Source organism: Halomonas qinghailakensis (assembly GCF_025820815.1).
GTDB classification, from domain to species: domain Bacteria; phylum Pseudomonadota; class Gammaproteobacteria; order Pseudomonadales; family Halomonadaceae; genus Vreelandella; species Vreelandella qaidamensis.
In genome coordinates, this window is record NZ_CP096973.1 from 2,392,076 (window position 1) to 2,417,199 (window position 25,124).

The 25,124-nt window shown below is 51.5% G+C and carries 24 protein-coding genes and 5 tRNA genes; 19 read left to right on the forward strand and 10 right to left on the reverse strand.

The annotated features are described in order from the left end of the window. Positions 1-2: 2 nt before the first annotated feature. Positions 3-611, reverse strand: a complete 609-nt coding sequence (gene ccoO / locus M0220_RS11115; RefSeq protein ID WP_030074012.1) for a cytochrome-c oxidase, cbb3-type subunit II — start codon at positions 609-611, stop codon at positions 3-5. A 19-nt stretch (positions 612-630) separates the two neighbouring features. Continuing rightward, entirely contained in the window at positions 631-2,058 is a 1,428-nt protein-coding gene (ccoN, locus tag M0220_RS11120; RefSeq protein WP_030074010.1) for a cytochrome-c oxidase, cbb3-type subunit I, read from the reverse strand. 177 nt (positions 2,059-2,235) lie between these two features. Here ccoN and M0220_RS11125 point away from each other — a divergent pair, with 177 nt between their 5' ends. From M0220_RS11125 to M0220_RS11150, 6 genes are all read left to right on the forward strand, one after another. Continuing rightward, a complete protein-coding gene (locus M0220_RS11125; protein ID WP_264017656.1) occupies positions 2,236-2,994 on the forward strand; it encodes an alpha/beta fold hydrolase in 759 nt (252 codons plus the stop codon). Positions 2,995-3,086: 92 nt separating this feature from the next. Then, positions 3,087-3,162 (forward strand) — tRNA-Val (locus M0220_RS11130). A gap of 50 nt (positions 3,163-3,212) precedes the next feature. Beyond that, positions 3,213-3,289, forward strand: a tRNA-Asp gene (locus tag M0220_RS11135). A gap of 36 nt (positions 3,290-3,325) precedes the next feature. After that, positions 3,326-3,402: transfer RNA gene (locus M0220_RS11140), tRNA-Asp, on the forward strand. 52 nt (positions 3,403-3,454) lie between these two features. Next, positions 3,455-3,530: transfer RNA gene (locus M0220_RS11145), tRNA-Val, on the forward strand. 77 nt (positions 3,531-3,607) lie between these two features. After that, a tRNA-Asp gene (locus tag M0220_RS11150) sits at positions 3,608-3,684 on the forward strand. 192 nt (positions 3,685-3,876) lie between these two features. Here the strand turns inward: M0220_RS11150 and M0220_RS11155 are convergent. The 5 genes from M0220_RS11155 to M0220_RS11175 all read right to left on the reverse strand — a co-directional run bounded on the left by M0220_RS11155 (position 3,877) and on the right by M0220_RS11175 (position 10,177). Beyond that, entirely contained in the window at positions 3,877-4,278 is a 402-nt protein-coding gene (locus M0220_RS11155) for a heme-binding protein (RefSeq protein ID WP_264017657.1), read from the reverse strand. Between the two features lie 86 nt (positions 4,279-4,364). Next, positions 4,365-5,597, reverse strand: a complete 1,233-nt coding sequence (gene glcF, locus M0220_RS11160) for a glycolate oxidase subunit GlcF (RefSeq protein WP_264017658.1) — start codon at positions 5,595-5,597, stop codon at positions 4,365-4,367. 14 nt (positions 5,598-5,611) lie between these two features. Continuing rightward, on the reverse strand, positions 5,612-6,712 hold the full coding sequence (gene glcE, locus M0220_RS11165) for a glycolate oxidase subunit GlcE (RefSeq protein ID WP_264017659.1): 1,101 nt from the start codon (positions 6,710-6,712) through the stop codon (positions 5,612-5,614). A 51-nt stretch (positions 6,713-6,763) separates the two neighbouring features. Next, on the reverse strand, positions 6,764-8,263 hold the full coding sequence (gene glcD, locus M0220_RS11170; RefSeq protein WP_030074001.1) for a glycolate oxidase subunit GlcD: 1,500 nt from the start codon (positions 8,261-8,263) through the stop codon (positions 6,764-6,766). Between the two features lie 222 nt (positions 8,264-8,485). Further along, positions 8,486-10,177, reverse strand: coding sequence for an L-lactate permease (locus M0220_RS11175; protein ID WP_264017660.1), 1,692 nt, complete (start codon positions 10,175-10,177; stop codon positions 8,486-8,488). Positions 10,178-10,654: 477 nt separating this feature from the next. On the opposite strand from M0220_RS11175, the gene M0220_RS11180 reads away from it, so the two are divergent. The 3 genes from M0220_RS11180 (at position 10,655) to M0220_RS11190 (ending at position 12,761) form a co-directional block, all read left to right on the forward strand. Further along, positions 10,655-11,347, forward strand: coding sequence for a glutathione S-transferase family protein (locus M0220_RS11180; RefSeq protein ID WP_264017661.1), 693 nt, complete (start codon positions 10,655-10,657; stop codon positions 11,345-11,347). 93 nt (positions 11,348-11,440) lie between these two features. Then, positions 11,441-12,130 (forward strand): glutathione binding-like protein, encoded by a 690-nt coding sequence (locus M0220_RS11185; RefSeq protein ID WP_030073997.1) that lies wholly within the window; start codon positions 11,441-11,443, stop codon positions 12,128-12,130. Between the two features lie 274 nt (positions 12,131-12,404). Beyond that, positions 12,405-12,761, forward strand: a complete 357-nt coding sequence (locus M0220_RS11190) for a phasin family protein (RefSeq protein ID WP_030073995.1) — start codon at positions 12,405-12,407, stop codon at positions 12,759-12,761. A 116-nt stretch (positions 12,762-12,877) separates the two neighbouring features. On the opposite strand, the gene uraD is transcribed toward M0220_RS11190, so the two are convergent. Then, entirely contained in the window at positions 12,878-13,423 is a 546-nt protein-coding gene (gene uraD / locus M0220_RS11195) for a 2-oxo-4-hydroxy-4-carboxy-5-ureidoimidazoline decarboxylase (protein WP_030073993.1), read from the reverse strand. Positions 13,424-13,548: 125 nt separating this feature from the next. Here uraD and uraH point away from each other — a divergent pair, with 125 nt between their 5' ends. Genes uraH through M0220_RS11210 form a run of 3 tightly spaced genes read left to right on the forward strand, consistent with a single transcriptional unit; the run spans position 13,549 to position 15,855 of the window. After that, the gene (gene uraH / locus M0220_RS11200; RefSeq protein ID WP_030073991.1) at positions 13,549-13,902 is read left to right on the forward strand and encodes a hydroxyisourate hydrolase; all 354 of its coding nucleotides are present in this window, start codon (positions 13,549-13,551) and stop codon (positions 13,900-13,902) included. A gap of 12 nt (positions 13,903-13,914) precedes the next feature. Further along, positions 13,915-15,114, forward strand: a complete 1,200-nt coding sequence (locus M0220_RS11205) for a urate hydroxylase PuuD (RefSeq protein WP_030073990.1) — start codon at positions 13,915-13,917, stop codon at positions 15,112-15,114. A 24-nt stretch (positions 15,115-15,138) separates the two neighbouring features. After that, entirely contained in the window at positions 15,139-15,855 is a 717-nt protein-coding gene (locus M0220_RS11210; RefSeq protein ID WP_030073988.1) for a GntR family transcriptional regulator, read from the forward strand. 97 nt (positions 15,856-15,952) lie between these two features. Here M0220_RS11210 and M0220_RS11215 read toward each other — a convergent pair whose 3' ends face one another. Then, positions 15,953-17,323, reverse strand: coding sequence for an NCS1 family transporter (locus M0220_RS11215; RefSeq protein ID WP_264017663.1), 1,371 nt, complete (start codon positions 17,321-17,323; stop codon positions 15,953-15,955). Positions 17,324-17,486: 163 nt separating this feature from the next. Further along, entirely contained in the window at positions 17,487-18,242 is a 756-nt protein-coding gene (locus tag M0220_RS11220) for an aspartate/glutamate racemase family protein (protein ID WP_318784684.1), read from the reverse strand. A gap of 295 nt (positions 18,243-18,537) precedes the next feature. Here M0220_RS11220 and puuE point away from each other — a divergent pair, with 295 nt between their 5' ends. The 7 genes from puuE (at position 18,538) to M0220_RS11255 (ending at position 25,117) form a co-directional block, all read left to right on the forward strand. Further along, the gene (gene puuE / locus M0220_RS11225) at positions 18,538-19,485 is read left to right on the forward strand and encodes an allantoinase PuuE (RefSeq protein WP_264017665.1); all 948 of its coding nucleotides are present in this window, start codon (positions 18,538-18,540) and stop codon (positions 19,483-19,485) included. An 11-nt stretch (positions 19,486-19,496) separates the two neighbouring features. Beyond that, positions 19,497-20,321, forward strand: coding sequence for a bifunctional allantoicase/(S)-ureidoglycine aminohydrolase (locus M0220_RS11230; protein WP_264017666.1), 825 nt, complete (start codon positions 19,497-19,499; stop codon positions 20,319-20,321). Between the two features lie 140 nt (positions 20,322-20,461). Next, positions 20,462-20,950, forward strand: a complete 489-nt coding sequence (locus M0220_RS11235; protein ID WP_030073980.1) for an ureidoglycolate lyase — start codon at positions 20,462-20,464, stop codon at positions 20,948-20,950. A gap of 90 nt (positions 20,951-21,040) precedes the next feature. After that, positions 21,041-22,525, forward strand: coding sequence for a pyruvate kinase (gene pyk / locus M0220_RS11240; RefSeq protein ID WP_264017667.1), 1,485 nt, complete (start codon positions 21,041-21,043; stop codon positions 22,523-22,525). 3 nt (positions 22,526-22,528) lie between these two features. After that, positions 22,529-23,296 (forward strand): molybdate ABC transporter substrate-binding protein, encoded by a 768-nt coding sequence (gene modA, locus M0220_RS11245; protein ID WP_264017668.1) that lies wholly within the window; start codon positions 22,529-22,531, stop codon positions 23,294-23,296. Continuing rightward, on the forward strand, positions 23,296-23,964 hold the full coding sequence (gene modB, locus M0220_RS11250) for a molybdate ABC transporter permease subunit (protein ID WP_264019225.1): 669 nt from the start codon (positions 23,296-23,298) through the stop codon (positions 23,962-23,964). The genes modA and modB overlap by 1 nt, the downstream gene beginning before the upstream one ends. Continuing rightward, on the forward strand, positions 23,957-25,117 hold the full coding sequence (locus M0220_RS11255) for an ABC transporter ATP-binding protein (RefSeq protein WP_264017669.1): 1,161 nt from the start codon (positions 23,957-23,959) through the stop codon (positions 25,115-25,117). The genes modB and M0220_RS11255 overlap by 8 nt, the downstream gene beginning before the upstream one ends. Positions 25,118-25,124: the final 7 nt, after the last annotated feature.

The following is a 25,124-nucleotide window of genomic DNA, read 5'->3' on the forward strand; positions in this document are numbered from 1 at the left end:
GCTTAACGAGTGCCCTCGAGCACGGTTCCTAGCTGCTGCAGATAGGCCACCAGTGCAGTGATTTCCTGGGTGCCGCGAACGTCTTCTGTCGCAGTGGCGATATCTTCATCGTCATAGGGCACCCCTAGCTGTTGTAGGGTGCGCATTTTTGCCGGTGTAGATTCGCCATCCAGAGTGTTTTCAAATAGCCAAGGATAAGCAGGCATGACCGACTCAGGTACCACATCGCGGGGGTTATACATGTGCGCGCGGTGCCAGTCATCACTATAACGTCCTCCCACGCGAGCAAGGTCAGGCCCGGTGCGCTTAGAACCCCATAGGAAGTTATGCTCATAAACTTGCTCGCCGGCTACGTTATAGTGGCCATAGCGTTCAGTTTCTGCGCGGAAGGGGCGAACCATTTGTGAGTGGCAGCCTACGCAACCTTCACGGCGATAAATGTCACGTCCTTCCAACTCCAGTGCGCTTAAGGGGCGTAGCCCCTCAACTGGCTCTGTTGTTTGCTTTTGAAAGAACAGCGGCACCACTTCGGCCAAGCCGCCAAAGCTGATCGCAACCAGGATCAACACGGCGAGCAGGCCAACGTTCTTTTCGACAATCTCGTGTTTCATTGGTCTCAACTTCCCCGGTTTAAGCGGCCTGTGGCGCTGAATAGCTGCTAATCGTTTCGCGACGCTTGACGGTCATGTAAACGTTGTATGCCATGATTAGCATGCCGACAACCCAGAACAGGCCGCCTATGAGGCGAACAAAGTAGCCTGGGCCGCTAGCTTCGACAGACTCAACGAAGGTATACATTAATGTGCCGTCAGCGTTGATTGCGCGCCACATTAAGCCCTGCATAATGCCATTAACCCACATAGCGGCGATGTACAGCACAGTGCCAATAGTAGCTAGCCAGAAATGCACGGCAATTAAGTTGACCGAGTGCATTTCAGTACGCCCAAATAAGCGCGGGATCAGGTGGTACATAGACCCGATCGTAATCATGGCTACCCAGCCAAGTGCACCCGAGTGTACGTGACCAATGGTCCAGTCGGTATAATGCGATAGCGCGTTGACGGTCTTGATCGCCATCATCGGACCTTCGAAGGTCGACATGCCGTAGAACGAAAGTGCGACAACCAAGAAACGCAGGGTAGGATCGGTGCGAAGCTTATGCCAAGCCCCGGATAGCGTCATCATGCCGTTAATCATGCCGCCCCAGGAAGGTGCCAGAAGAATGATAGACATGATCATACCTAGCGACTGCGCCCAGTTAGGCAGCGCTGTGTAGTGCAGGTGGTGAGGGCCAGCCCACATGTAAATCATGATTAACGCCCAGAAGTGGACGATAGAAAGACGGTAGGAGTAGATCGGGCGTTCGGCCTGTTTTGGCACGAAGTAATACATCATACCCAGGAAGCCTGCCGTCAGGAAGAAACCGACCGCGTTATGGCCGTACCACCACTGCACCATGGCATCGACTGCACCCGCATAAATCGAGGTGGAGTACATGGGGGTGACCGGAATCGCCGCATTGTTAACGATATGCAGTACTGCAACGGTTAAAATAAACGCTGCAAAGAACCAGTTCGCCACATAGATGTGTGACGTGGTGCGCTTTTTAATCGTCATCAAGAAAACAATCGCGTAACTGATCCACACGACCGCAATCAAAATGTTGATAGGCCATTCGAGTTCAGCGTACTCCTTTGTCGTGGTGTAGCCCAATGGTAGGGACACCACAGCAGAAAGGATAACCGCTTGCCATCCCCAGAAGGTAAACGCTGCAAGCTTGTCAGAGAACAGACGTGTCTGACAGGTGCGCTGTACGACGTAATATGACGTCGCAAATAGTGCCGATCCGCCGAAAGCAAAGATAACGGCGTTAGTATGTAACGGACGAAGACGTCCAAAGCTTGTCCAAGGTAAGCCAAGATTCAGTTGCGGCCAAACTAGCTGGGAGGCAAGGATGACGCCTAACGTCATGCCTACAATGCCCCACACAACGGTCATGATCGCGAACTGCCGAACTACCTTGTAGTTGTAGGTCGGGTGTTCCAGTGCTGTGCTCATTTCATGTTCCCATCGAACGCGGTTAGGGGGTAACCCGTAGCATTTTGCATTAGCATTTTGCACGGGTGCGACCACTCGCTTGATGATGCAGGTCAAGATCCGTTCTAGATTCTATCGCAGCCGCGCCCTAAGCTGAACACGCCAATAGAAGTAACGCTGAATTATTAGGAGTTAAACGTGTCGTATTACGCGGATTCTGGTTTTGTCGATATATCCCCAGAGGCGTTGAATAATGCGTTAGCTAAGCCTACCGTGCAGCGGTTTATGGTGGCTGGACACGGCCCGCTGACTGTTTTGGGTATGCCTAAGGTTGGCCGAATACTGTTTGCTCATGGTGCCGGAGCGGGTCATTGCTCTGCGTTTATGCGGCAATTTGCCGCGACACTGGCAAGGCAAGGAATCCAGGTCTTAGCAATTGATTTTCCTTACATGCAGCAAATTAACGAGCAGGGCAAGCGTCGTCCGCCACCACCCATTCAGCAAACAGTAGCTCACTTCACTGCATGGGCCACACTGCTCGCGCCTTTAAGCGATCAGCCGTTATGGGTAGGCGGTAAATCGATGGGAGGACGTGTTGCGACACTATTTGCCAGTGAAATGGTGGGTCATCAGGTGCATTGCCAAGGTGTTATTGTTGCAGGCTATCCTTTTCATCCGCCTAAAAAACCAGATAAACGTCGTTTAGGGCACTTTCCTGCTATTGGTTGCCCTGTACAGATTTTACAAGGTGAACGGGACCCCTTTGGCGACGTAGGCGATGTTTCAGACTACAGCTTGCCCAATAATATTAATGTTGTTTGGCTGGCGGATGGGGATCATGACTTTAAGCCCAGACGTATTTCTGGGTTAAATCAGCAGGTTTTGATTGACGAAGCAGCCCTACTTGCGGCATCCTTCGTCCGCGCTCATCAAGCAGATGTTGCAGAGCTTGTGTAGTAAAGTCATTACGCTGGTTTAAATCAAAAATTTAAATGCATCGTATTGACAAATTACTAAGCTTCTGTAGAATGCAGCGCCACGTGACCAGCGGGTGGTTAGCTCAGTTGGGAGAGCACCAGCCTTACAAGCTGGGGGTCACTGGTTCGAACCCAGTACCACCCACCATTTAATTGGTCGTTTGGGAACGTGAAGCAGTAGTAACTGATGCATTAAGTGGACCGGTAGTTCAGTTGGTTAGAATGCCGGCCTGTCACGCCGGAGGTCGCGAGTTCGAGTCTCGTCCGGTCCGCCATCATCAATTATCACTGTGCATAAGTTATCGCTATTCGGACCGGTAGTTCAGTCGGTTAGAATGCCGGCCTGTCACGCCGGAGGTCGCGAGTTCGAGTCTCGTCCGGTCCGCCACGATAGCTTACATTAGTTGCACCATTGCTAAGCATAAAGCTTGCAGTGCCTTGGGTGGTTAGCTCAGTTGGGAGAGCACCAGCCTTACAAGCTGGGGGTCACTGGTTCGAACCCAGTACCACCCACCATTTGGTTTAATATTTTAAGCGCCTCTGAACCGCTTATAGATAGCTAACTTAATGGTAGATAAGAAGTCGCTTAACGTGGACCGGTAGTTCAGTCGGTTAGAATGCCGGCCTGTCACGCCGGAGGTCGCGAGTTCGAGTCTCGTCCGGTCCGCCATTTAAGTGTTTATTGTTATAGATTTGTTGATGTAAAAAAGTAATCGATTTGCTATGTCAGTCGAACGAATTCAAAAAACCCAGATCAATGATCTGGGTTTTTTTATTGCGTATAAGTTAGGAACTATAAATTAGTTCCCATAAATTAGCACCTTTAGCCCATTACGTGCAGCCATTAGGCTGCACGGTAGCATCAAGCTATAACGCTTACACCTGCTTTGGCGATCTGTACATCCTGATCCGGTTTTACGCCTGAAATGCCGACAGCACCTACGACGTTGCCATCTACGATGATAGGAACGCCACCTGATAATAGGCCTTGTAGTGGAGCAGACAAAAATGCAGTACGGCCGCCGTTAATCATCTCTTCAAAAACTTGTGTTTCTTTACGACCTAACGCTGCACTGCGTGCTTTTTGGGTCGCTACCTCTGCACTGAACGGCGCAGCATTATCTAAACGACGCAGGGCAAGTAAGTGTCCTCCATCATCTGTTACGGCAATGGTGACCGGCCATCCGTTGTTATCGGCTTCTTTTTGAGCAGCATCTAGCACTTGAATAACGTCGGTTTGGCCGAGAACAGCTTTGGTTTGCATCAATCTTTCCTTTTTATCAAGGGGAGTAAAATGCCGCGCCAGTGTTGCTTGTAAAAGCGTATTAGCGCGGCAAAGTGAATTAGTGTTTATACCAGAGCGGCATCAACCACTTCTACCCAGTGCCTTACCGGGGTGCGATTGGCGCTAGCTAGATGGGCTTGGCAGCCAATATTGGCAGTAACGATAACCTCAGGATTACTCGCTTCAAGCGCATCGAGCTTATTGTTGCGTAGCTGGGTAGCAAGTTCTGGTTGAGTCACCGAATAGGTGCCTGCTGAGCCACAACATAAATGGGCGTCTTTCACTGGTGTTAGCGAAAAGCCCAGCTTGCTTAGTACGCCTTCAACTGCACCATTGAGCTTCTGGGCGTGTTGTAGCGTACACGGGCAGTGAAACGCGAGACGTTGATGCTCTTTAAGCTGTAGCTCCTCTACTGGCTCATCACGCAGGATTTCCACAATATCTTTCGCTAGCGCACTTACTTTTTGCGCTTTCTCTGCATAGGCTGGGTCGTCTTTGAGCATGTCACCATACTCTTTAACAAAGGCACCGCAGCCACTGGCCGTTTGAACAATGGCTTCAGCTCCTTGTTCAATCTGTGGCCACCAAGCATCGATATTAGCCCGCATACGGGCACGGCCATCATCCTGGGCATTCAAGTGGAAATCAATGGCTCCACAGCAGCCTGCTTCGCTGATAGGCGTTACGCTAATGCCGAGCCGATCTAAAAGTCGAGCGGTCGCTGCATTGGTATTCGGAGATAGGCCTGGTTGAACGCACCCTTCTAATATTAACACCTTACGAGGGTGGCGCTGGCTATCCGGACGTTGGCCTGCATCTACTGGTGCTGGCGGCATTTTGCTACGCAGTTTGCCAGGCACCAGAGGTTTGAAGGTTTGCCCTAATGTCAGAAGTGCTTTGAAGCGCTTAGGGTCCACCAGCATTTTACGTAGCGCATAGCGTTGGGCGCGTTCAGCCATTGGGCGAGGTACCCGGCGATCAATTTCTGCACGGCCGATATCTAAAAGTTTGTGATACTCCACGCCCGATGGGCAGGTAGTTTCACAGTTGCGGCAGGAAAGGCAGCGGTCTAAATGTAGACGCGTTTCTTCAGTGACCTGGTCATCGTCATCGCGGCTCTCCAGTAACTCTTTCATTAAATAGATGCGCCCACGAGGGCCATCACGCTCGTCGCCCAATAGCTGATAGGTGGGGCAGGTGGCATTACAGAAGCCGCAGTGAACGCAGGTGCGTAGAATACGCTCAGCCTCCTGAATATGCGGTTTTTGGCGGTCAGCATCGGTAAAGTGCGTCTGCATGTCAGCTCTCCTGATTAAAACGCCGCATAAAGACGACCTGGGTTGAAAATGCCGTAGGCATCCAGCTCGGCCTTCAGATTGCGATGATACTTTTCAACTACAGGGTTGAGCGGAGTAAACGGCGATTCTGCTCCGCCTTGAGCGAAAGGAGTGAAACAGGTGGCATGGCCACCGGCTTGCTCGCAAGCCGCGCGCAATGTGTCAGCCGTCATATGAGTTTTTACCCATCGTTGGCTGCCGCCCCAGTCATAAAAAAGATCGCTTTGAGGAATTTCTAGGACGAGTGGTGGCGTATTGGGGGGGAGTGATAAACGCCACAATGCCTGCCCCTCATTCAGCTTAAAGAAGGCGTGTTGGTGGTCACGCAATTGCTGCCAGAAGTCGTTAGAAAGTGACTCACCGCCCAGGCGCTCTTTGGTCGCGTTAACTGAGCTTGCACCGCCTTCCAGGCGAATAAATAGCTCGCCTGAGTGCCATCCTGCGGCGGTAATAGGCAGGGGCTGTCGTCCTAATTCGGCGAGTTTGGCCAGCGCTTCTTCAAGGCCCATGCTAAGGCGCAGGCTGTGGTTGGCGGTGGGGATAGGCAGTACTTTAAAGGAAATATCAGCCAGTACACCTAGGGTGCCCTGAGCGCCAGCCATCAAGCGTGACAGGTCGTAACCTGCAACGTTTTTCATGACTTCGCCGCCAAAACGCAGCAGTTTACCTTCCTGGGTGATCACCCGTGTGCCTAAAACAAAGTCCCTTGCGGCGCCAGCCCATGGGCGGCGTGGGCCAGACATGCCGGTGGCAACAGCGCCGCCGATGGTGCTGGCATCGCTAAATGCGGGTGGCTCAAAGGCCAGCATTTGATTTTTTTCAGCCAGTGCAGCGTTGAGTTCGCTTAAACGCGTACCAGCACGAACAGTAACCACAAGTTCTACCGGGTCATAAGAGACAATACCGCTATGGGCCGCCATGTTGAGGGCGTTGCCTTCTACCGGTCGGCCATAAAAAGCGCGAGTGTCGCCACCTACTATGCGCAGTGGTGTGCGGTCGGCATAGGCGCTGCGCACCTGTTCACACAGGTCGGCAGCGATATCTCGGTCGGCAGCATGTATCGCTAGTTCAGTCATGGTCATTCCTAATAATTATACTTCCTAGTGGTTAGTCGACTAGGAGTGGCATCAGAAGCGTGGTAGTTCCGGATGCGGTAGCTCGTTGTTGTGCACGTGCATGGCTCCAAACTCGGCACAGCGCGCCAGGGTGGGAATGTTTTTCCCTGGGTTGAGAAGGCGCTGTGGGTCAAAAGCGGCTTTCAATGCATGGAATACCGTTAATTCGTCGGAGTGAAATTGACTGCACATCTGATTGATTTTTTCGCGGCCAACGCCGTGTTCGCCAGTAATAGAGCCACCCGCCGCCACGCATAGCTCTAGAATTTTTCCGCCTACATCTTCGGCGAGCGTCAACTGACCCTCTTTGTTGGCATCAAATAGAATCAGCGGATGCATATTGCCGTCACCGGCGTGGAAAACGTTGGCAATCGCTAACCCACTCTCTTCCGACAGGGCCGCAATGCCCTTGAGTACTCGGGGGAGCTCGCGACGTGGAATCGTGCCATCCATGCAGTAGTAGTCAGGCGACATGCGGCCCACGGCGGGGAACGCATTTTTTCTCCCTGCCCAAAACTTAGCACGCTCGGCCTCATCGCGCGCCTGCTGAATATCGGTTGCACCGGCTTTTTCTAAGACTCGGCGAACGGTTTGGCAATCATCATCCACGTCGGCTTCAACGCCATCTAGTTCACACAGAAGAATAGCTTCTGCTTCAACGGGGTAGCCTGCCTTGATGAAATCTTCTGCGGCCTTGATGGCAAGTTTATCCATCATTTCTAGCCCGCCAGGAATTATCCCAGCAGCAATAATATCGCCAACCGCACGGCCCGCTTTTTCTACATCATCAAAACTGGCCATCAGTACTTTGGCAGTTTCAGGTTTTGGCAGCAGTTTTACGGTGATCTCCGTGACCACGCCCAGCATGCCTTCAGAGCCGTTCATCAGCGCAAGAAGATCAAAGCCAGGTGCATCTAGTGCTTCGGACCCTAGCGTCATGCGCTCACCTTCAATCGTCATTACATCAACGCGCATTACGTTATGGACCGTGAGCCCGTACTTGAGACAGTGCACGCCGCCCGCATTTTCAGCCACATTGCCGCCAATAGAACAAGCGATTTGTGAAGAAGGGTCGGGTGCGTAATAGAGCCCATAAGGCGCGGCAGCCTCAGAGATCGCTAAGTTGCGCACGCCAGGCTGCACACGTGCGGTGCGGGCATCTGGGTCAACATTAATGATGGTGTTGAAGCGTGACATGACGAGCAGCACGCCCCGCTCAAGTGGTAGGGCACCGCCGGAAAGTCCTGTGCCTGCACCACGGGTAACCACAGGAACACCTAACGCATGGCAGCGCTTTAAAAGGCCTTCTACCTGTTCCAGCGTTTCGGGTAATGCAACCAACATTGGCAGGATTCGATAAGCGGCAAGGCCATCACATTCAAAGGGGTGTAAATCCTCTTCCCTGTGAAGCAGTGTTAAGGAGGGCACTGCATTTTGCAGATCCTCTAATACGTCTGCTTTATCGCGGTATATGAATTCGCCGTCGAGGCGTTCATCGAAATGAATATTCATGTTAGCTCCTGTGGATGAGGAGGGCAGGAAGGTATCTAATCACTTTATGGAAAAGCTTTCCATAAATAACTAAAGCGGCACTAGAAAACTTTTTCATACTGTGAAAAGGCTAGACATGCTGGCGTGGTTTAGATGGCTGAGCATTGAAAACGTTCTTACGGCTGCTGGGTAGCCCTAAGGCTACCCAGCGTAGAGTGCTTAATAATGACTAACGCTTCACCGTCACATTAATGGGTCGGTAATGCCAATCACATAAAAAGCGATTAACGCAATGATTCCAGTAAAGATTAGATAGTAGATGGTGGGAATAATTGTTTTACGAATCGTTGTACCTTCACGGCCTAGTAGACCTACTGTTGCTGATGCGGCGACAACGTTATGAATCGCAATCATATTACCCGCTGCTGCACCGACTGCTTGCAGCGCTACCATCATTGCGGTGGATAGGCCGAGCGTTTCGGCAACGCTAAACTGGAATTCCGCTAGCATCAGGTTAGAAACGGTATTTGAACCGGCAATAAAGGCGCCCATCGCACCAACGGCTGGCGCAAAGAAGGGATAGATACCGCCAACACTGCTCGCTACCGCTTGGGCCATCATGACGGGCATTGACACAAGGTCAGCGCCATTAACACCAGAGTTAATCAGGATACGCACCATCGGAACGGTGAAGATCAAGACAAAGCCGGCACCAAAGATGGTTTTAGTCGATTCAGAGACAGCCGCACTGATTTTCTGCGGGTTCATGCTGTGCAGGAAGTAAGTGACGATGACCACTGCAACGATAATGCCGCCCGGCAGATAAAGTGGTTGCACACCACCGCTGATACCCGCCTCACCCAGAATATTGGTCCAGCTCAGGCTGACAGAGGTCAGTGCGGACTTCAGCGGCTCAACAATACGTGACGCGACCAAGAAGACTGCAAGTAGAACGTAAGGAATCCAGCCTTTTAGCGTTGACATTGGCGCTTTGCCAGCAACGTCATCCAGTTTGATTTGTAGGTTACCAATCCACTCATCGGGCCATGACGTTGATTCAGGGAAGTCCCAAGTGTCTTTCGGCAATAGGAAGCCTTTACGCGCGGCAGGTACAACGATTGCCAGACCGACCATGGCGCCAATCATTGATGGGAATTCAGGGCCTAAGAAAACACCTACCAGCATGTATGGCACAACGAACGAAATACCGGTGAAGATGGCAAAAGGCGCAATAGATAGACCTTCTTTCCAGGAGCGGTTAGCACCAAAGAAGCGCACCATAATCAACACCAGAATCAACGGCATTAAAATGCCCACGATGCCGTGAGTGATGGCGACAGAGCTGGTGACCTGCTGGAAAAACACATCCCACGTAGAACCGTTTGCTTCTAATTGTGCAGTGATGCCTGCACGGTCCAGCCCGCTACCAACGCCAACAACAACCGGCGTGCCGACGGCACCAAAAGAAACGGGTGTGGACTGAATCATCATGCCGACAACAACCGCAGCCAGCGCAGGGAAACCGAGTGCCACCATCAATGGCGCAGCAACCGCGGCTGGGGTGCCGAAACCAGACGCACCTTCAATAAAGCAGCCAAACAACCAAGCAACAATTAGCGCCTGAACGCGACGGTCAGGGCTGATGCCTGAAAAACCGTTACGAATCGCAGTGATGCCACCAGAATGTTTGAGCGTGTTCAGCAGTAAGATAGCGCCAAAAATAATCCATAAAAGGCCTGCTGTTTGGATCAGACCTTGAATAGTAGACGCGGCAACGCGGCTAAACGACATATCCCAAGCGGTTAGACCAATGATGGCTGCCGTCAGGAAAACAATCGGCATCGCTATTTTTGCGGGTATTTTAAAACCAATGAGCAAAATACCGGCAAGCAACAGCGGCAGAAATGCCAGAAGTGCAAGTGTAGTTTCATTCATGTGAGGAATGGCCCCTTGTTATTGATTTGGTGTGCTCGGCAGATGCCAGCGGTTTGTGGCAATGCTGGTCGGGTCAGTGCGAAAGATACGGTTAGGTAGAAAAAATGGCTATATTGGATAATTGGTAAGACCAATTATGAGGAGCTATTCGTATAGGCTTTGAACCACTTTTTTAATTTTAACGATTTGTTTTTATTTGCTTTTAAATCTCCTCAATGTAGTGAGGCTGGCATCAAGTTATTAGACTAATAGACAGTACAGTTTCCATCCAAGTAAGCGGTGCAGAGCCAGCAACGTTTGCGAAATCCTTTCCTTGATAAAGACCATTTGCCTGCTGATGGAGGACGATCAGCCTGGGCAAAGCCACTTGCGTCCTTGATGGCTTGCGCCCATTGTTGTTAATTGGAGCTTCCGTTGTGACAATTTTGCTTAAACAACTTTTTAACTACTCTCTTCAACAACAAGGAGACCGCTACCGTGGCAATAACCCTTTATGATTTATGTGGGCGCGATGAGCGCTTACGTTTTTCACCCTACTGCTGGCGCGTGCGTATGGCACTGGCACACAAAGGGCTAGAATATACGACGGTCCCTTGGCGTTTTCGTGAAAAAGAGGCGCTTGCCTTTGCAGATTACGACAAAGTGCCGGTATTAACCGATGGCGACACTGTGGTCACCGATAGCTTTGACATCTTGCGTTACTTAGATGAAGCCTACCCTGCGAACCCCGTGTTGGGAGAAGGAGTGAGTTATCAGCGTGTGCACTTTTTTAAGCTCTATGTTGAGCGTAGCGTTACACCGGCACTTTTTCGAACAGTGGCATTAGATTTATTAGAGGCCATCCATCCTGACGATCGTGCTTATTTCAGAGAGACCCGTGAAGCCCGTTTTGGTATGCGATTAGAAGAGGTTAACAATCCAGAGCAAGGGAGAGCTCAGCTAAAGCAGCTATTAGCCCCAGTGCGTGATCAGTTGCGAGCAAGTCCGTTTCTGGATGGTGAAGCCCCTAGCGGAGCGGATTACCTGTTATTCGGTAGCATGATGTGGGCGTATACCGTGTCCCTTGAGCTATTAGTTGATGCGAATGATCCGGTGGATGAATGGTTTAAGCGTATGCTGGAGGTGCACGACGCGGTCGCGGGTAAGGCCGTCACTATTCGTGATTTATAATGTGTCAGGCGGCAGCGTTGCCGCCTGTACCAATCGTATGTACTAGTAAAACCACGCAAGCGGCTTACGCCGTCTGTGTGAGAGGAGATGGCAATGATTGACCTGTATTACTGGACAACTCCCAATGGCCACAAAATCTCCATCATGCTTGAAGAAGCTAAGCTTCTTTATCGGGTAAAACCTATTAACATTGGGCGTGGGGAGCAGTTTGATCCCGAATTCTTAACCATTTCGCCTAATAACCGTATTCCCGCCATTGTTGATCATGCGCCTAAAGATGGCGGCCAACCCCTGGCGCTCTTTGAGTCGGGCGCTATTTTAGAATACTTGGCTGATAAGTGTGGCCAGTTTCTACCCTCAGAAGGGCGTGAGCGCTATGTCGTGTTGCAGTGGCTTCATTGGCAAATGGGTGGGCTTGGGCCGATGGCAGGCCAAAACCATCATTTTTGCCAATATGCTCCACAGAAAATTGAATACGCTATCGAACGTTATGTTCGTGAGACGCATCGCTTGTATAGCGTGTTAGATCAGCGTTTATCCCAGCAGCACTACGTAGGGGGTGACTGTTACTCCATTGCTGATATGGCGATTTATCCCTGGATTGTGCCATGGGATAAGCAGCGACAAACGCTGGAGGAGTTTTCTGATTTAGAGCGATGGTTTAATGAAGTGGCGCAACGTCCTGCTGTTCGAAAAGCTTATTCTTTGATCGAAGACGTCAACCCGCAGGGAGGCGGAGAAATGGATGAACAAGCGCGTAAATACTTGTTTGGCAATCGTTAAGTCGTCGCTGCCAAAAAAGCAGGATATTTATATTAATGATCTGACGCAAGATTATGAAAAAATCATGTTGCGCTGCACAAAAAGCGCTGCTAGCTTTGTTGTTATTAAGACAGTAGTTACTGAAAACAGTAGTTACTGAAAGTAGTAGTTACTAAGGTTAGTAGTTACTAAAGACAGTAGCTAATAAAGGCAGTTGTTAGTAAAGGCAACCGCCTGACCATCGACCGCTCATCGATGCGAGTCGAATCGCTAGCTCACTCAAGGGGATTATGTGATGAACAAGGCCGCAGAGAAAACCAGTCAGCAGTTTGAGTCTGTTATTTCAGCACCCATGCGCTCTTATACGCTGGCAGCGCTTGATTATTATCAACAGATTGTTAGTGCGCAAATGGATGCAGCGCGCGCTTATTCCGATATGACCATTGCACAGGCACGCACATGGTTAGACGTGAAAGATGCCGATAGCTTTAAAAAAGCCATGGAAAGTCAGCAGAAAGCTGCAACTGACCTCATGGAGCGCATGAAGGGAGACTCTGAGAAAGTCACTTCTATCAGCCAAAGCTTTATGCAAGAAAGCCAAAAAATGGCAGAAGAAACCACTAAGAAAGCAGTGGAAAGTACAAAGCAGTAATACACCATGCTTTAGATAAGCGTTTGAAAGAAAAAGATTGAACGCTATCAGTTGGTAGATAAATGCCGCGCTGGAAATTAGGTGCGGCATTTTTGTATCTACTTAGATTATGCCAATTACAACAGCTGCTGTTCGGCCCGCCCGTTCAGCCGAAAGCGAGCTATACGGATAATCTGTTCAATGGCGGTTTTTCTCTCCTCAGCAAGATCGTTATTTAGGCGTTTTTCAAACGCGTACAAAATAGCGTGACGATCAAGCCCCTTCACGGCAATCACAAAGGGGAAGCCAAACTTTTCTTTATAAGCTGCGTTTAGCTGTTCGAAGCGCGCAAACTCCTCTGGCGTACATTGATCTAACCCGGCACCAGCTTGCTCGCGGGTAGAATCTTGAGTTAGCTCACCCGATATTGCCGCTTTGCCTGCTAAGTCAGGGTGTGCCTGAATAACAGCAATTTGCTGCTCAGGTGTTGCCTGCTGAAGCATAAGGCCCATGAGATCAGCCAGTGCGTCCGGTGCGTCATGCGCACTGTTTAACCCTTCCTTCCAGGCGGCTTCTGCTACCCAAGGAGAGTGTTCATACACATCACCATAATGGTGGGTAAAGGTTTCCAAGCTGCATGTGCTAGGGGCGGGTGAAAGCGTGAGTGGTGTTGAGTTAGGCACAAAATCTCTCCAGTGTGTTTAATAATGGAAATACTGTATACAATAAATGGTATCAACGGTACTCTTTGACCACTAGGTTAAGTCGAACAACTACTATCAACAACCGCGATTATTAAGGAGTGGCTATGGGACGGTTAACTACCCACGTACTCGATACCGCCAAAGGGCAGCCCGGTCAGGGGATCACGATTGAGGTGTATCGCTTGTCAGGGAACACGCGTGAACACCTAGGCAGCGTTACCACCAACAGTGACGGTCGTTGTGATGGGCCTATCTTAGAGGGTGATGCCCTTACAGTAGGCGAGTATGAGCTGGTTTTTCACGCGGGTGACTACTTGCGCGCTCAGGGCATAGCTTCTCAAGAGCCGCGCTTTCTAGATGTTATTCCTTTACGTTTTGGCGTTGCGGATGCCAGTCAGCATTACCATGTACCACTGTTGCTGTCCCCCTATAGCTACTCTACCTACCGCGGTAGTTGAGGGGGGGCGGTTATGCAAACCTATCTTATTGATTTCGCAAATTTATTGTTACGCTGGTTGCATGTTATTGCGGCTATCGCCTGGATCGGTGAGTCGATCTATTTTGTCATGTTGGATAATGGTCTAAGAACGCCGAAAGCAGCCGAAGATCGTGAAAAAGGCGTATTTGGAGAGATGTGGGCGGTACATGGCGGTGGTTTCTACCATAATCAAAAGTATGCTACCGCACCCGCTAAGCTGCCGAACGACCTTCATTGGTCGTTCTGGAAAGCCTATACCACGTGGCTATCAGGCTTTGCTTTGTTCGTTATTCTTTATATGGCAAACCCAGGTTTCTACCTAGTTAACCCCAACAGTAGCTGGGCGTGGGCGGCTAGTATGACTGGTTGGCAGGCCAATCTACTGGCATTGGCTTTCTTGCTTGGTGGTTGGGTGGTTTATAACGAACTTTGTAAGCGCATAAGTCCTAACATGGACCGCGATGGTCTTCTCAGCGTTGCCGTTGCGGTGATGATGATAGTGGTCGCCTATTTAAGCACTCAGATGTTCACAGGGCGCGCTGCCTTCTTGTTAACTGGGGCGGTGATGGCAACAGCCATGTCGGCTAACGTTTTTTTCTGGATTATTCCTGGTCAGCGCCGCATGGTGAAAGCCATGAAGGCTGGCGAAACGCCTAATCCGCTAGATGGTAAGCGTGGCAAGCAGCGTTCGGTGCATAACACTTACTTTACGCTGCCAGTCGTTCTGCTGATGGTGAGTAATCACTACTCGTTCATCTACTCCCATGAGCTTTCCTGGGTAGTGATGGTGCTGTTTATTTTTGCTGGCGCGCTGATTAGGCAGTTCTTTGTATTAATGCATGCTGGAAAGACGCAACCCGCCTATCCTGCCGTTGGGATAGGGCTTATTCTATTAGCATTTTGGGTGGCCGCGCCTAGCCCTGGTGCAGGTAATGCGAGTATCTCAGGTGCGCCCAGCCAAGCCCAGATTTCAGGGTTAATTGATCAGCATTGTACTCAATGCCATGCTCGTCAACCTGAACATGCCGGTTTTTCAGCGCCGCCCGCAGGTTATGCGTTTGATAGCTGGGAAGATATTCTTGGACATCAAACGCAAATTCAGCAAGTTGTCGCGAGTCGCTATATGCCTCTTGGTAATATCACCAACATGAGCGACGACGAGCGCGATATCATTGCCGCGTGGGAGGAGTGATTAAAGTCATAGACAGGAGATCCTATGAGTGATGCGCAGGCGGCGTTAAAGCAAAGACCCTCGGAAAAAGAAGGTGAGGAGCGCCACGAGTCGATCTATCGCGCGGTTAGCGACGCTATTGTCGAACAGCGGCTAAAGCCAGGCGCTCGGCTGCGTGAAGATGCTTTGTCAGAAGTTTTTGGCATCAGCCGTACCGGCATCCGCAAGATCTTGCAACGCTTAGCGTTAGAGCAGCTGGTCACGCTTACGCCGCGGCGCGGTGCTAGCGTGACGCGCCCCACTGCAGACGAAGCAAAAGATGTGTTTGATGCACGTCAGATGATTGAGTGTGGGCTAATGCCTGATGTGGCAAGGCGGATCGGAGAGAAAGAGGCCGCCGAACTGCGTGAAATGGCTCGCCAGGAGCGTCAAGCGCTACGCAATGGTCAACAAAGCGTCGCTATTCGCCTGTCGGCTGACTTTCACGTGCGCCTTGCCCAGCTTTCGGGTAATGCAACGCTTGCTGAGTTTGTTGAGCGTCTATGCTCACGCTCGTCGTTGATTCTGGCGGTTTACGGCCATCGCGGTCACTTAGGCTGTGAATCCCATGATCACGATGACTTGATCGGCTATTTGGAAGCGGGCAACGGCGAACGAGCGAAAGCATTTATGAGCCGCCATCTTAAAGCGATTGAAGCATCACTTTCGATGGTCGAAGAAGAAGAGAACGTACCAGATCTACAGCAGATTTTTGGTGGTTAAGTTGCTTCGTAAAGTTAAAAAATGCCCAGACAATATTGTCTGGGCATTGGGATAGCATCACCTCAGGAGCAGTCACAGCAGGGGCGTTGCGGCCCTATTACTGGGTAAACCGCTGGCAGGCAGGCCAATGCTTCATCAGTAGGTAATAGGTCAGCCCAGCAGGAATAAGGCTGGCGTACCAAGAGATCGAAGAGAAGGTTAGTGCGGCCACAATACCAACTACTGTTGCGATTAGGGCAGCTTTGTTGACACCTTGATAAGGGCCAGAAGGGTCGTAAAGCTTGCTAATGTCTAGCGTACGGCGGCGTATGATGTAGTAATCCACGACCAGAATGGCAAAGATAGGGCCAAGAAAGGCCGAGTATGTTTGTACGAAGAGCTGCAGGCCAGCGGCGGACTCAGGCTGAACCAGCTTCCAAGGGAAAGTGGCGAAGGCTAGCAAGCCAACAATAACGGTGGCTACCGGAAACTTAAGTTTAAATACGTCCATTAATACGTAGGTGGGTGGCACTACGTTGTTAAGGACGTTGGTAGTGACTTGGGCAAAGGCAATAAAAAGCAGCGTGGTCATCAGCAATGGCGTGTTATCAACCGCATTGGCAAATACTTGAATGGGGTCAGCCGTGCCCGTCGCTTCTGACACCATATAGCCAATCAAGCCCATGAACAGCGTGCAGGGCAGAATCGACATGGCGTAGATAGTGGTTAACACGCTCTGTTTCGTGCCTTTCTTATGTTCTCGCGAATAGTCGCTGACATTAAGCATCATGGTGCTATAGATGCCCAGGAATAGCATGGTGGCACTCCAGAACGGCAAGCCCCAAGAGCCTTCCATAGTCAAAATGCTAGCCGACAGCTCATCGCCATAGCGTTGCACCGTGGCGTAGAACATGTACATCAGTGAAAGCAAAATAAAGACGCTGCCGATATTCTCAAGCCATTTAATGCCTTGAAAGCCCAACACTGACAAACCAATTTGCAAAAACTGGAAGGTAATAAAGTAGAAAATGAGGTTGTCGAAGCCAAATAAAGTGGCTGAGACCATATTCAATGCGCCAGCGCCAATCCAGCTTTGAAAGCCATACCACACCACGGCAGGCACGGCCCTTACTAGGCCAGGAATGCGGGTGCCGGTAAAGCCAAAAGCGCTACGTGCCTGCACCATAAAGGGAATGCCGTATTTGTAGCCCGCTGCACCGTTAATGGCCAGTGCCATGCCAATCACAAAACAGCCAATGGCAATAGCCAACGTGGCTTGCAGTAGGTTTAAGGTGCCAACCACACTTGAACCCATGGCGAAGGTGCCAATAGAGACACACCCGCCAAACCAAGCTAAAAAGTAGGATGTTCGTCCCATAATTCGTGTGCTTTGCGGTGCAAGGCTTTCAGCGCCTATAGCTTTCTCAGCTATGGCGGTGTTCGCAATGGGGGCTTCTTCTGACGTAAGAGCAGGGTTAGAGTTGCTCATGTTTCCGTCCTCGCAAGATTATCGATGTTATTGGTAGCCTGGGCGCGTTGTGTGCCCAAGAAGTGCTTGCGGCGTAGCGTGCTGACGAAACGGCTGTTTCTTAATGGTTATGTTGTTAGTTATTGAGCTATTTATTAGTGCATGGTTAATGGTTAAGTGGTTATCACCTTGAGGTAGGAAGTTGCAGGTCAGATAGCGCGGCAAACTTGCCGGTAAACGATTTCGGGCGCGGATAGTCCAGATCGCCGTGTTTACTGGTATGAAGGCCCAGGCTAACCAGCGATTCCGCCAGCTTTAACGCGGCGCTAACACCCTCGACGACAGGCAGCCCTACTTCACGGCTAATGTCGGCCGTTAGGTTCGCCATTCCACCGCACCCCAAGACAATGGCGCCAATACCATCCTCATTACGAGCACGGCAACACTCTTCGACAATGCGGGTAAAGGCTGCGTCTGGGTGGTGTTCAAGATCAAGAACAGGAATTTCTGCAGCGCGGATGCGGCGGCAGTGGTGGCGAAAGCCGTACTGTTCCAGCAAGTGTTCGGCAATAATGCCGGTGCGTCCTAATGTCGTCACAATAGAGAAGCGAGTGCTTACCAGCGTGGCTAAGTGGAAGGCAGCTTCTGCAATGCCGATGACCGGGGCGCGGGTTAACTCTCGGGCTGCGAGTAAACCAGGATCGCCAAAGCAGGCCACTACATAAGCATCGATGCCGCCTTCACGTTCTCCTTTAAGAACTTCTTCGGCTACGCCTACCGCGCTAATCGCCTCGTCAAAATGGCTCTCAATGGACACTGGCCCTGCATCGGGCTGGGTGGTGGTAATGGTGGTTGATGCTGCTGCCTGACGCAGGGCGGACTGATGGATGGCAGCAGTCATAGAAGCCGTCGTGTTGGGGTTAATAATGCGTATGTGCACGTTAGTCATCCTTCAGGTAAACAATTTTATATATCTTGTATACGAAAATAGGGGTGTTTCGCGTAGACCGCAAGCTCTTTTATATGGCATAAAACAAAGTGTTAATTTGACCAACTGTTCAGCTTTCAACTGCTTAGCGCTGTGTAAGCGCTAAAATGTAAGTAGAGTCAGCTAATTAACGTGCAGCTGGATTGAAGTGATTACCAAATGCCGCTATCTTGTATACAATTATTTTTTGTATTGCGATATTGTTAATATTAATAAAATGCGCTGCATCCATGAAAGGAGCTGCTGAATGTCGACTTCATCTGATCAACTCTTAAGTACCTACCCGCGTGACTTAGCAGGCTATGGCCGTACCCCTCCTCAGGCTAATTGGCCAGGCAAGGCAAAAATTGCTGTTCAGTTTGTGTTGAATTATGAAGAGGGCGGGGAGAACTGCGTTCTTCACGGTGACGCAGGGTCAGAGCAATTTCTGTCTGAGATCATTGGCGCGGCCAGCTATCCAGACCGGCACCTAAGTATGGAGTCGATCTATGAATATGGCTCTAGGGCAGGCGTATGGCGGATTCTGCGCGAGTTCGAAAAGCGTGATTTGCCACTGACGGTATTTGGGGTAGCCATGGCGCTAGAGCGTAACCCCGACGTCGCTCAGGCATTTAAAGAGCTGGGGCACGAAATTGCCTGCCATGGCTATCGCTGGATCCACTATCAAGAAGTTCCTGAGCATGTAGAGCGAGAACACCTGCAAAAAGCCATGGACATTTTCCAGCGTCTTTATGGTGAAAAACCACAAGGCTGGTACACCGGGCGCGATAGCCCGAACACGCGACGGCTGATTCTAGATGAGGGCGGTTTTCTCTACGACAGTGACTACTATGGTGACGACTTGCCGTTTTGGACCTCTGTGACAGACAGCCAAGGCAGTGAGCATAATCACCTGATCGTGCCCTATACCCTAGATACCAACGACATGCGCTTTGCCGCTCCTCAAGGCTTTAATACCGCGGATCACTTCTTTACCTATCTGCGTGATGCCTTTGATGTGTTGTATGCCGAGGGAGATGAGTCGCCCAAAATGCTCTCGATTGGCATGCATTGTCGGTTGCTAGGCCGTCCTGGGCGCTTGCGCGCGCTGCAGCGCTTTTTAGACTATATCGAAGCCCATGATCGCGTATGGGTAGCACGTCGTGTGGATATCGCTCGCCACTGGGCTGAGCAGCATCCCGCTCCAACTCGCTGAAAGGCAATATAATGAATAAATCTCCTTACTACGCCCCTACAGGGGGTCACCCGCCGCAAACACAGCTAACCGCTGATCGTGCCGTATTCACCGAAGCGTATGCGTTGATTCCTAAAGGCGTGATGCGCGATATCGTCACCAGCAACTTGCCTTTCTGGGAAGGCACGCGGCTATGGGTGCTGGCACGCCCGCTTTCTGGCTTTGCTGAAACGTTTTCTCAATACATCATGGAAGTTCAGCCTGAAGGCGGCAGTGACAAGCCGGAGTTAGACCCCCAGGCCGAAGGCGTGCTGTTCATTGTAGAAGGCGAGTTAACACTCACATTGGCAGGCGAGCGCCACACCATGCGCCCCGGTGGCTATGCATTTATTCCCCCTGGCAGCCACTGGCAGGTGCGCAACGAATCGTCTGCGCCCGTGCGTTTTCACTGGATTCGCAAGGCCTATGAGTTTGTGGAAGGGTTGGACGTACCGAAGGCCTTTGTCACCAATGAGCAAGACATCGCCCCCAATGAAATGCCTGGCACAGAGGGTCGCTGGGCAACCACGCGCTTTGTCGACCCTGGCGATGTGCGCCACGATATGCACGTCAATATCGTGACTTTCCAGCCAGGTGGCGTGATTCCTTTCGATGAAACTCATGTGATGGAGCACGGGCTTTATGTGTTGGAAGGTAAAGCGGTATATCACCTTAACCAGCAATGGGTTGAGGTAGAGGCTGGCGACTTTATGTGGCTTCGCGCATTTTGCCCTCAGGCGTGTTATGCCGGCGGCCCGGGGCCATTCCGTTACTTACTGTACAAAGACGTCAACCGCCACGCCGCACTCAAGTTCTAGTGCTTGTTCTCCAGTGCTTGTTCTCCAGTACTTGTTCTCCAGTACTTGTTCTCCAGTGCTTGTTCTCCAGTACTTAGGCTATGACGTTGGCTGCTTCGCTGCATTTCCCCCAGCGAAGCAGGTTATTTTAGGATGTTATAATGATTAAACTGATAGCTGAACCGCTAACAGCGGAGGCGTTTGCGCCTTTTGGCGATGTGTTGGATGCCCGCACGTCAGCGTCGTTTCCCATTAATGCTGGTCGTACCCAGCGACACCACAACCTGGCAACCGTAGAGACGCTGGGTGAAAACGCCCATACGCTGATCAATATTTTTGTCAGCCAGCCAGTTACGCTGCCGTTGGAATTAACCTTTTTAGAGCGTCATCCCCAAGGTAGCCAAGCTTTTATGCCGTTGCATCAAGAGCGCTTTATTGTGGTAGTCGCTCCCCCTGGCGATACCATTGATAAGGCGGACGTCCGCGCCTTTGTCACAGACGGCCGCCAGGGCGTTAACTACCGGGCCGGCACCTGGCACGCGATACAGTCGGTGCTTGAGCGTGAAGGCGAGTTTTTAGTGGTAGACCGTGGTGGCGATGGCAACAACTGTGATGAATTCCCTATCGCGATCTGCATAACCTTGGCATAAATCATTTCACGGTGTTGCATCGCTGTCATACTGGACGCGTTACACTGATTTATTAGTGTCATTAACTATAATTTAAATGGTTGGATTCTTATGAACGCACTGCACTTCTCGTCGATCCGTCGTACTAAAATTGTCGCCACCCTTGGTCCCGCCAGCGATCGGGAAGGTGTCTTAGAAGCCATGCTTGCGGCGGGCGTTGATGTGGTGCGTTTGAACTTCTCTCATGGTAGCGCAGATGATCATCGTCGACGTTTAGTGCGCGTGCGTGAAATCGCTGCTCAGTTAGGCCGCAGCGTCGCGGCATTGGGGGATCTTCAAGGCCCTAAAATTCGTATTGCGCGCTTTAAAGAAGGCGCTGTGGTACTTAAAGAGGGGCAGCCGTTTATTCTTGATATGGCGCTTGATGGCGATGCTGGCGATGTGCACCAGGTGGGCTGTGATTACAAAACGTTGGCGCAGGATGTCACGGCCGGAGATCGCTTGTTGCTAGACGATGGCCGTGTGGTGTTGGACGTTACCCGGGTAGATGGCCAGCAGGTGCATACCCAAGTAGTGGTTGGCGGTAAGCTCTCCAACCATAAAGGCATTAATAAGCAAGGCGGTGGGCTATCTGCTCCTGCCTTAACAGAAAAAGATAAAGACGATCTAAAAACCGCTGTGGATATTGGCGTCGATTATCTAGCTATTTCGTTTCCCCGCCATGCTGAAGATATGCGAGAAGCGCGCCGCTTACTTGGTGAAGCAGGTAAAGATATTGGCTTGGTGGCAAAGGTAGAGCGCGCCGAAGCGGTGGCGGATGAGGCGACTCTTGACGGTATTATCGAAGCGTCTGAAGCGGTCATGGTGGCGCGGGGTGACTTAGGGGTTGAGATTGGAGATGCTAAACTGGTGGGCGTGCAAAAGCGCATGATCAAGCGCGCGCGCTCGCTTAACCGCGCTGTGATTACCGCCACGCAAATGATGGAAAGTATGATTTCAGCGCCGCTGCCCACCCGCGCCGAGGTCTTCGACGTTGCTAATGCGGTGCTGGATGGCAGCGACGCGGTGATGCTTTCCGCCGAAACCGCTGCGGGCGACTACCCAGTGGAAACCGTAGAAGCAATGGCTCGGGTATGTTTAGGTGCTGAGCGAGAAAAAACTGCCCAGGAATCAGGCCACCGTATTCATGAAGGTTTCTCTCAGCCAGATGAGACCATTGCGCTTTCAGCCATGTACGCCGCCAATCATATGCAAGGGGTCACGGCGATTGCCTGTATGACTTCCTCAGGTTACACGCCGTTGATTGCTTCACGTATCCGCTCAGGTCTGCCCATTGTTGGGCTTGCCCATAACCCTATCGCCCAGCGTCGTATGGCGCTATATCGCGGTGTTGTGTCACTTCCGTTTGATACCTCAGAAATGGGCGCTACGGAGCTGAATGATGAAGCACTAACGTTGCTGGTTAAGCAGGGCGTCGCTAAACTTGGTGACTATGTCATCCTGACCCGAGGCGATCATATGAATGCTCATGGCGGTACCAATACCATGAAGGTGATGTTGATTAACGATCAGCACGTTGAACAAGCCAAGGAGTAACGCATGCGTGCCATGTTGCTGGCGCTATCATTGCTAATCAGCCTGCCTGCCATGGCGAGTACACCGATCGTTGCGGCGGCTTCCGACCTGCAGTTCGCTTTAACGGAAGCTGCCAAACGGTTTACGGCAAAAACAGGCGCGGAAGTCAGGCTTAATTTTGGCTCATCGGGTAACTTTCGTCGTCAAATTGCCCAAGGAGCCCCTTTTGAGCTCTACTTATCGGCAGATGAGGCCTATGTGTTTGCCCTTTACGAAGAGGGCCACACGCGAGATCAAGGCGTGATTTACGCTGTTGGTAGATTGGTATGGTTTCAGCGCGCCGGTCGTGGCGATCTGCCGGATGAGGCCAACCCATTAGCGGGCGTTGAACAAGCGGTTGCTGCTTACGCCAATGGGGCGCGAGAGCGTATTGCCCTGGCGAACCCTGAGCATGCACCTTATGGCGTGGCGGCACAGCAGGCGCTGCGCTTCGCCGCATTATGGGAATCCACCGAGCCGCTGCGCGTGCTCGGCGAGAATGTCTCCCAAGCTGCTCAGTTTGCGCTGGCAGACGATGCCCGTGGTGGTCTTGTTGCTTACTCACTGGCATTGGCACCGGCGCTTGCCGAACGTAGTGAGTACCTGCTAATCCCAGAGGAGTGGCATGCGCCGCTGCGCCAACGTATGGTGCTCACCCAACAGGCGGGTGACGTAGCGCAAGCGTTTTATGAATGGCTCCAGGAAGAAGAAGCGATCGCTATTTTTCAGCAATATGGCTTTAGTACCGAGTGATGGATTGGACGGCGCTCTCAGTATCGCTGCGCTTAGCAGGCTTAACCTGTCTTTTCTTACTCCCCGTAGGCATATGGCTTGGCCGCACGCTCGCAAGGGCGCAGTTTCGTGGTAAAGGGCTATGTGAAGCACTAATCGCGCTGCCGCTAGTGTTGCCGCCCACCGTGCTTGGCTTTTATTTGCTACAGCAGTTTGGTCGTGATGCGCCTTTAGGCGGCGTTTGGGCCTCGCTGACAGGAGGTGGGCTCAACTTTACTTTTAGCGGTATCTTGTTAGCCTCATTAATCGCTAATTTACCTTTTGCGATTCAACCGATTCAGCGCGCCTTTGAGAACGTGCCAACTAACCTGCGAGAAGCTGCTTGGTGCAGCGGGCTGAGTCCTTGGCAGACACTGGTACGCATTGAGCTACCGCTGGTGTGGCCGGGCATTCTCTCTGCAGCTGCCTTAACGTTTGCCCATACGTTGGGGGAGTTCGGGGTGATTTTAATGGTTGGCGGCGCGATTGATGGGGAAACCCGCACGCTGGCGATTGCCATTTATGATCGAGTACAGGCGTTTGATGAACAAGGTGCTGCGCGCATGTCGGCACTGCTGTTGTTCGTGTCGTTAACAACCCTTGGTTTAGTTTACGGGTTGGCTGGTAGGCGAAGGTGGGTGCGTGGCTGACATAATCACAGGCAATGGACTGACGGTGGTGGCCAAGCAGTGCGGGCCGATCCCGCTGGATGCGTCGTTTAGCTGCCCGGCAGGCCAGCTGTTAGCGCTGGTAGGCCCTTCTGGCAGTGGCAAAACCACGCTATTGCGTACCATCGCTGGTTTGTACCAGCCTGAAAAGGGTCTTGTGGCGTGTGCGGGTAACGTGTGGTTGGCAACTGAGCGAGGCTACTCCCTTACCCCCCAGCAGCGCAAAATCGGCATGGTGTTTCAAGATTATGCCCTGTTCCCCCACCTCAGCGCGTTAGAGAATGTCCAGCTTGCCATGGGGCATCTGCCCCAGGCTCAACGCCAGCTCCGTGCAAAACAGTGGCTTGCCAATGTGCGTTTGGAAGGCCTGGAAAAACGCTTCCCTAGCCAGCTTTCTGGCGGGCAGCGCCAACGGGTGGCGCTTGCGCGCGCTTTGGCCCGTGAGCCGCAGGCACTGCTGTTAGACGAACCTTTTTCAGCCGTTGATCAGGTGACCCGCCGCCGGCTCCAGCGCGAGCTGGCACTGCTGCGCCAGCAGATCTCTATCCCGATTATTCTGGTGACCCACGATTTAGAAGAAGCCGCTGCGCTGGCAGATCAAATTTGCGTGTTACATAACGGCGTGAGTTTGCAGCAAGGAAGCCCCGAAGCACTGTTTCGGCGGCCAGCTTCGCCGTTGGTGGCAAGGTTGTTAGATCGTCACAATATTTTCGAAGGGCAGGTGGTCAGCAGCAACGGCCAGCGTCGACTGCAGTGGGGAAAGTACTGTTTAGAAGTTGCCGGAGGTCTCGACGATTTGTCGCTTGGGGAAAGCGTCACCTGGTACCTACCGCCTTCTGATATTGTGTTACATCGTCGTGATCGACCTTCACAGGGTGAGCGTGAAAATCCTGTGGCCGCCACAGTGGATGAGATGGTAGTACTTGGTGGTATTACGTCGATCTCGCTGCGTGTTTCTCATGGCGATAGGCTACGTTTTGATATTGCTACTCATGCTGCTAGACGCAACCAGTTAGCGTTGGGAGAGCAGGTACATGTGTCGCTTCTGGCGAAAGGCGTTTATCTTATGTCAGGCTCGGAGGAGGCTGTGGCTAACGCGTTGAATAGCGTATCGTCACTGAATAGCGAGTATTGATATCACC

Bases quoted from the DNA above. Each gene is read 5' to 3' on its own strand.
- M0220_RS11210 (WP_030073988.1), top strand. From the start codon at position 15,139: ATGAGTGATGCGCAGGCGGCGTTAAAGCAAAGACCCTCGGAAAAAGAA.
- ccoN (WP_030074010.1), bottom strand. From the start codon at position 2,058: ATGAGCACAGCACTGGAACACCCGACCTACAACTACAAGGTAGTTCGG.
- M0220_RS11185 (WP_030073997.1), top strand. From the start codon at position 11,441: ATGATTGACCTGTATTACTGGACAACTCCCAATGGCCACAAAATCTCC.
- modA (WP_264017668.1), top strand. From the start codon at position 22,529: ATGCGTGCCATGTTGCTGGCGCTATCATTGCTAATCAGCCTGCCTGCC.
- ccoO (WP_030074012.1), bottom strand. From the start codon at position 611: ATGAAACACGAGATTGTCGAAAAGAACGTTGGCCTGCTCGCCGTGTTG.
- M0220_RS11230 (WP_264017666.1), top strand. From the start codon at position 19,497: ATGAATAAATCTCCTTACTACGCCCCTACAGGGGGTCACCCGCCGCAA.
- modB (WP_264019225.1), top strand. From the start codon at position 23,296: ATGGATTGGACGGCGCTCTCAGTATCGCTGCGCTTAGCAGGCTTAACC.
- M0220_RS11215 (WP_264017663.1), bottom strand. From the start codon at position 17,323: ATGAGCAACTCTAACCCTGCTCTTACGTCAGAAGAAGCCCCCATTGCG.
- glcD (WP_030074001.1), bottom strand. From the start codon at position 8,263: ATGAATATTCATTTCGATGAACGCCTCGACGGCGAATTCATATACCGC.
- M0220_RS11175 (WP_264017660.1), bottom strand. From the start codon at position 10,177: ATGAATGAAACTACACTTGCACTTCTGGCATTTCTGCCGCTGTTGCTT.
- M0220_RS11235 (WP_030073980.1), top strand. From the start codon at position 20,462: ATGATTAAACTGATAGCTGAACCGCTAACAGCGGAGGCGTTTGCGCCT.
- uraH (WP_030073991.1), top strand. From the start codon at position 13,549: ATGGGACGGTTAACTACCCACGTACTCGATACCGCCAAAGGGCAGCCC.
- glcE (WP_264017659.1), bottom strand. From the start codon at position 6,712: ATGACTGAACTAGCGATACATGCTGCCGACCGAGATATCGCTGCCGAC.
- M0220_RS11155 (WP_264017657.1), bottom strand. From the start codon at position 4,278: ATGCAAACCAAAGCTGTTCTCGGCCAAACCGACGTTATTCAAGTGCTA.
- puuE (WP_264017665.1), top strand. From the start codon at position 18,538: ATGTCGACTTCATCTGATCAACTCTTAAGTACCTACCCGCGTGACTTA.
- M0220_RS11190 (WP_030073995.1), top strand. From the start codon at position 12,405: ATGAACAAGGCCGCAGAGAAAACCAGTCAGCAGTTTGAGTCTGTTATT.
- glcF (WP_264017658.1), bottom strand. From the start codon at position 5,597: ATGCAGACGCACTTTACCGATGCTGACCGCCAAAAACCGCATATTCAG.
- pyk (WP_264017667.1), top strand. From the start codon at position 21,041: ATGAACGCACTGCACTTCTCGTCGATCCGTCGTACTAAAATTGTCGCC.
- M0220_RS11205 (WP_030073990.1), top strand. From the start codon at position 13,915: ATGCAAACCTATCTTATTGATTTCGCAAATTTATTGTTACGCTGGTTG.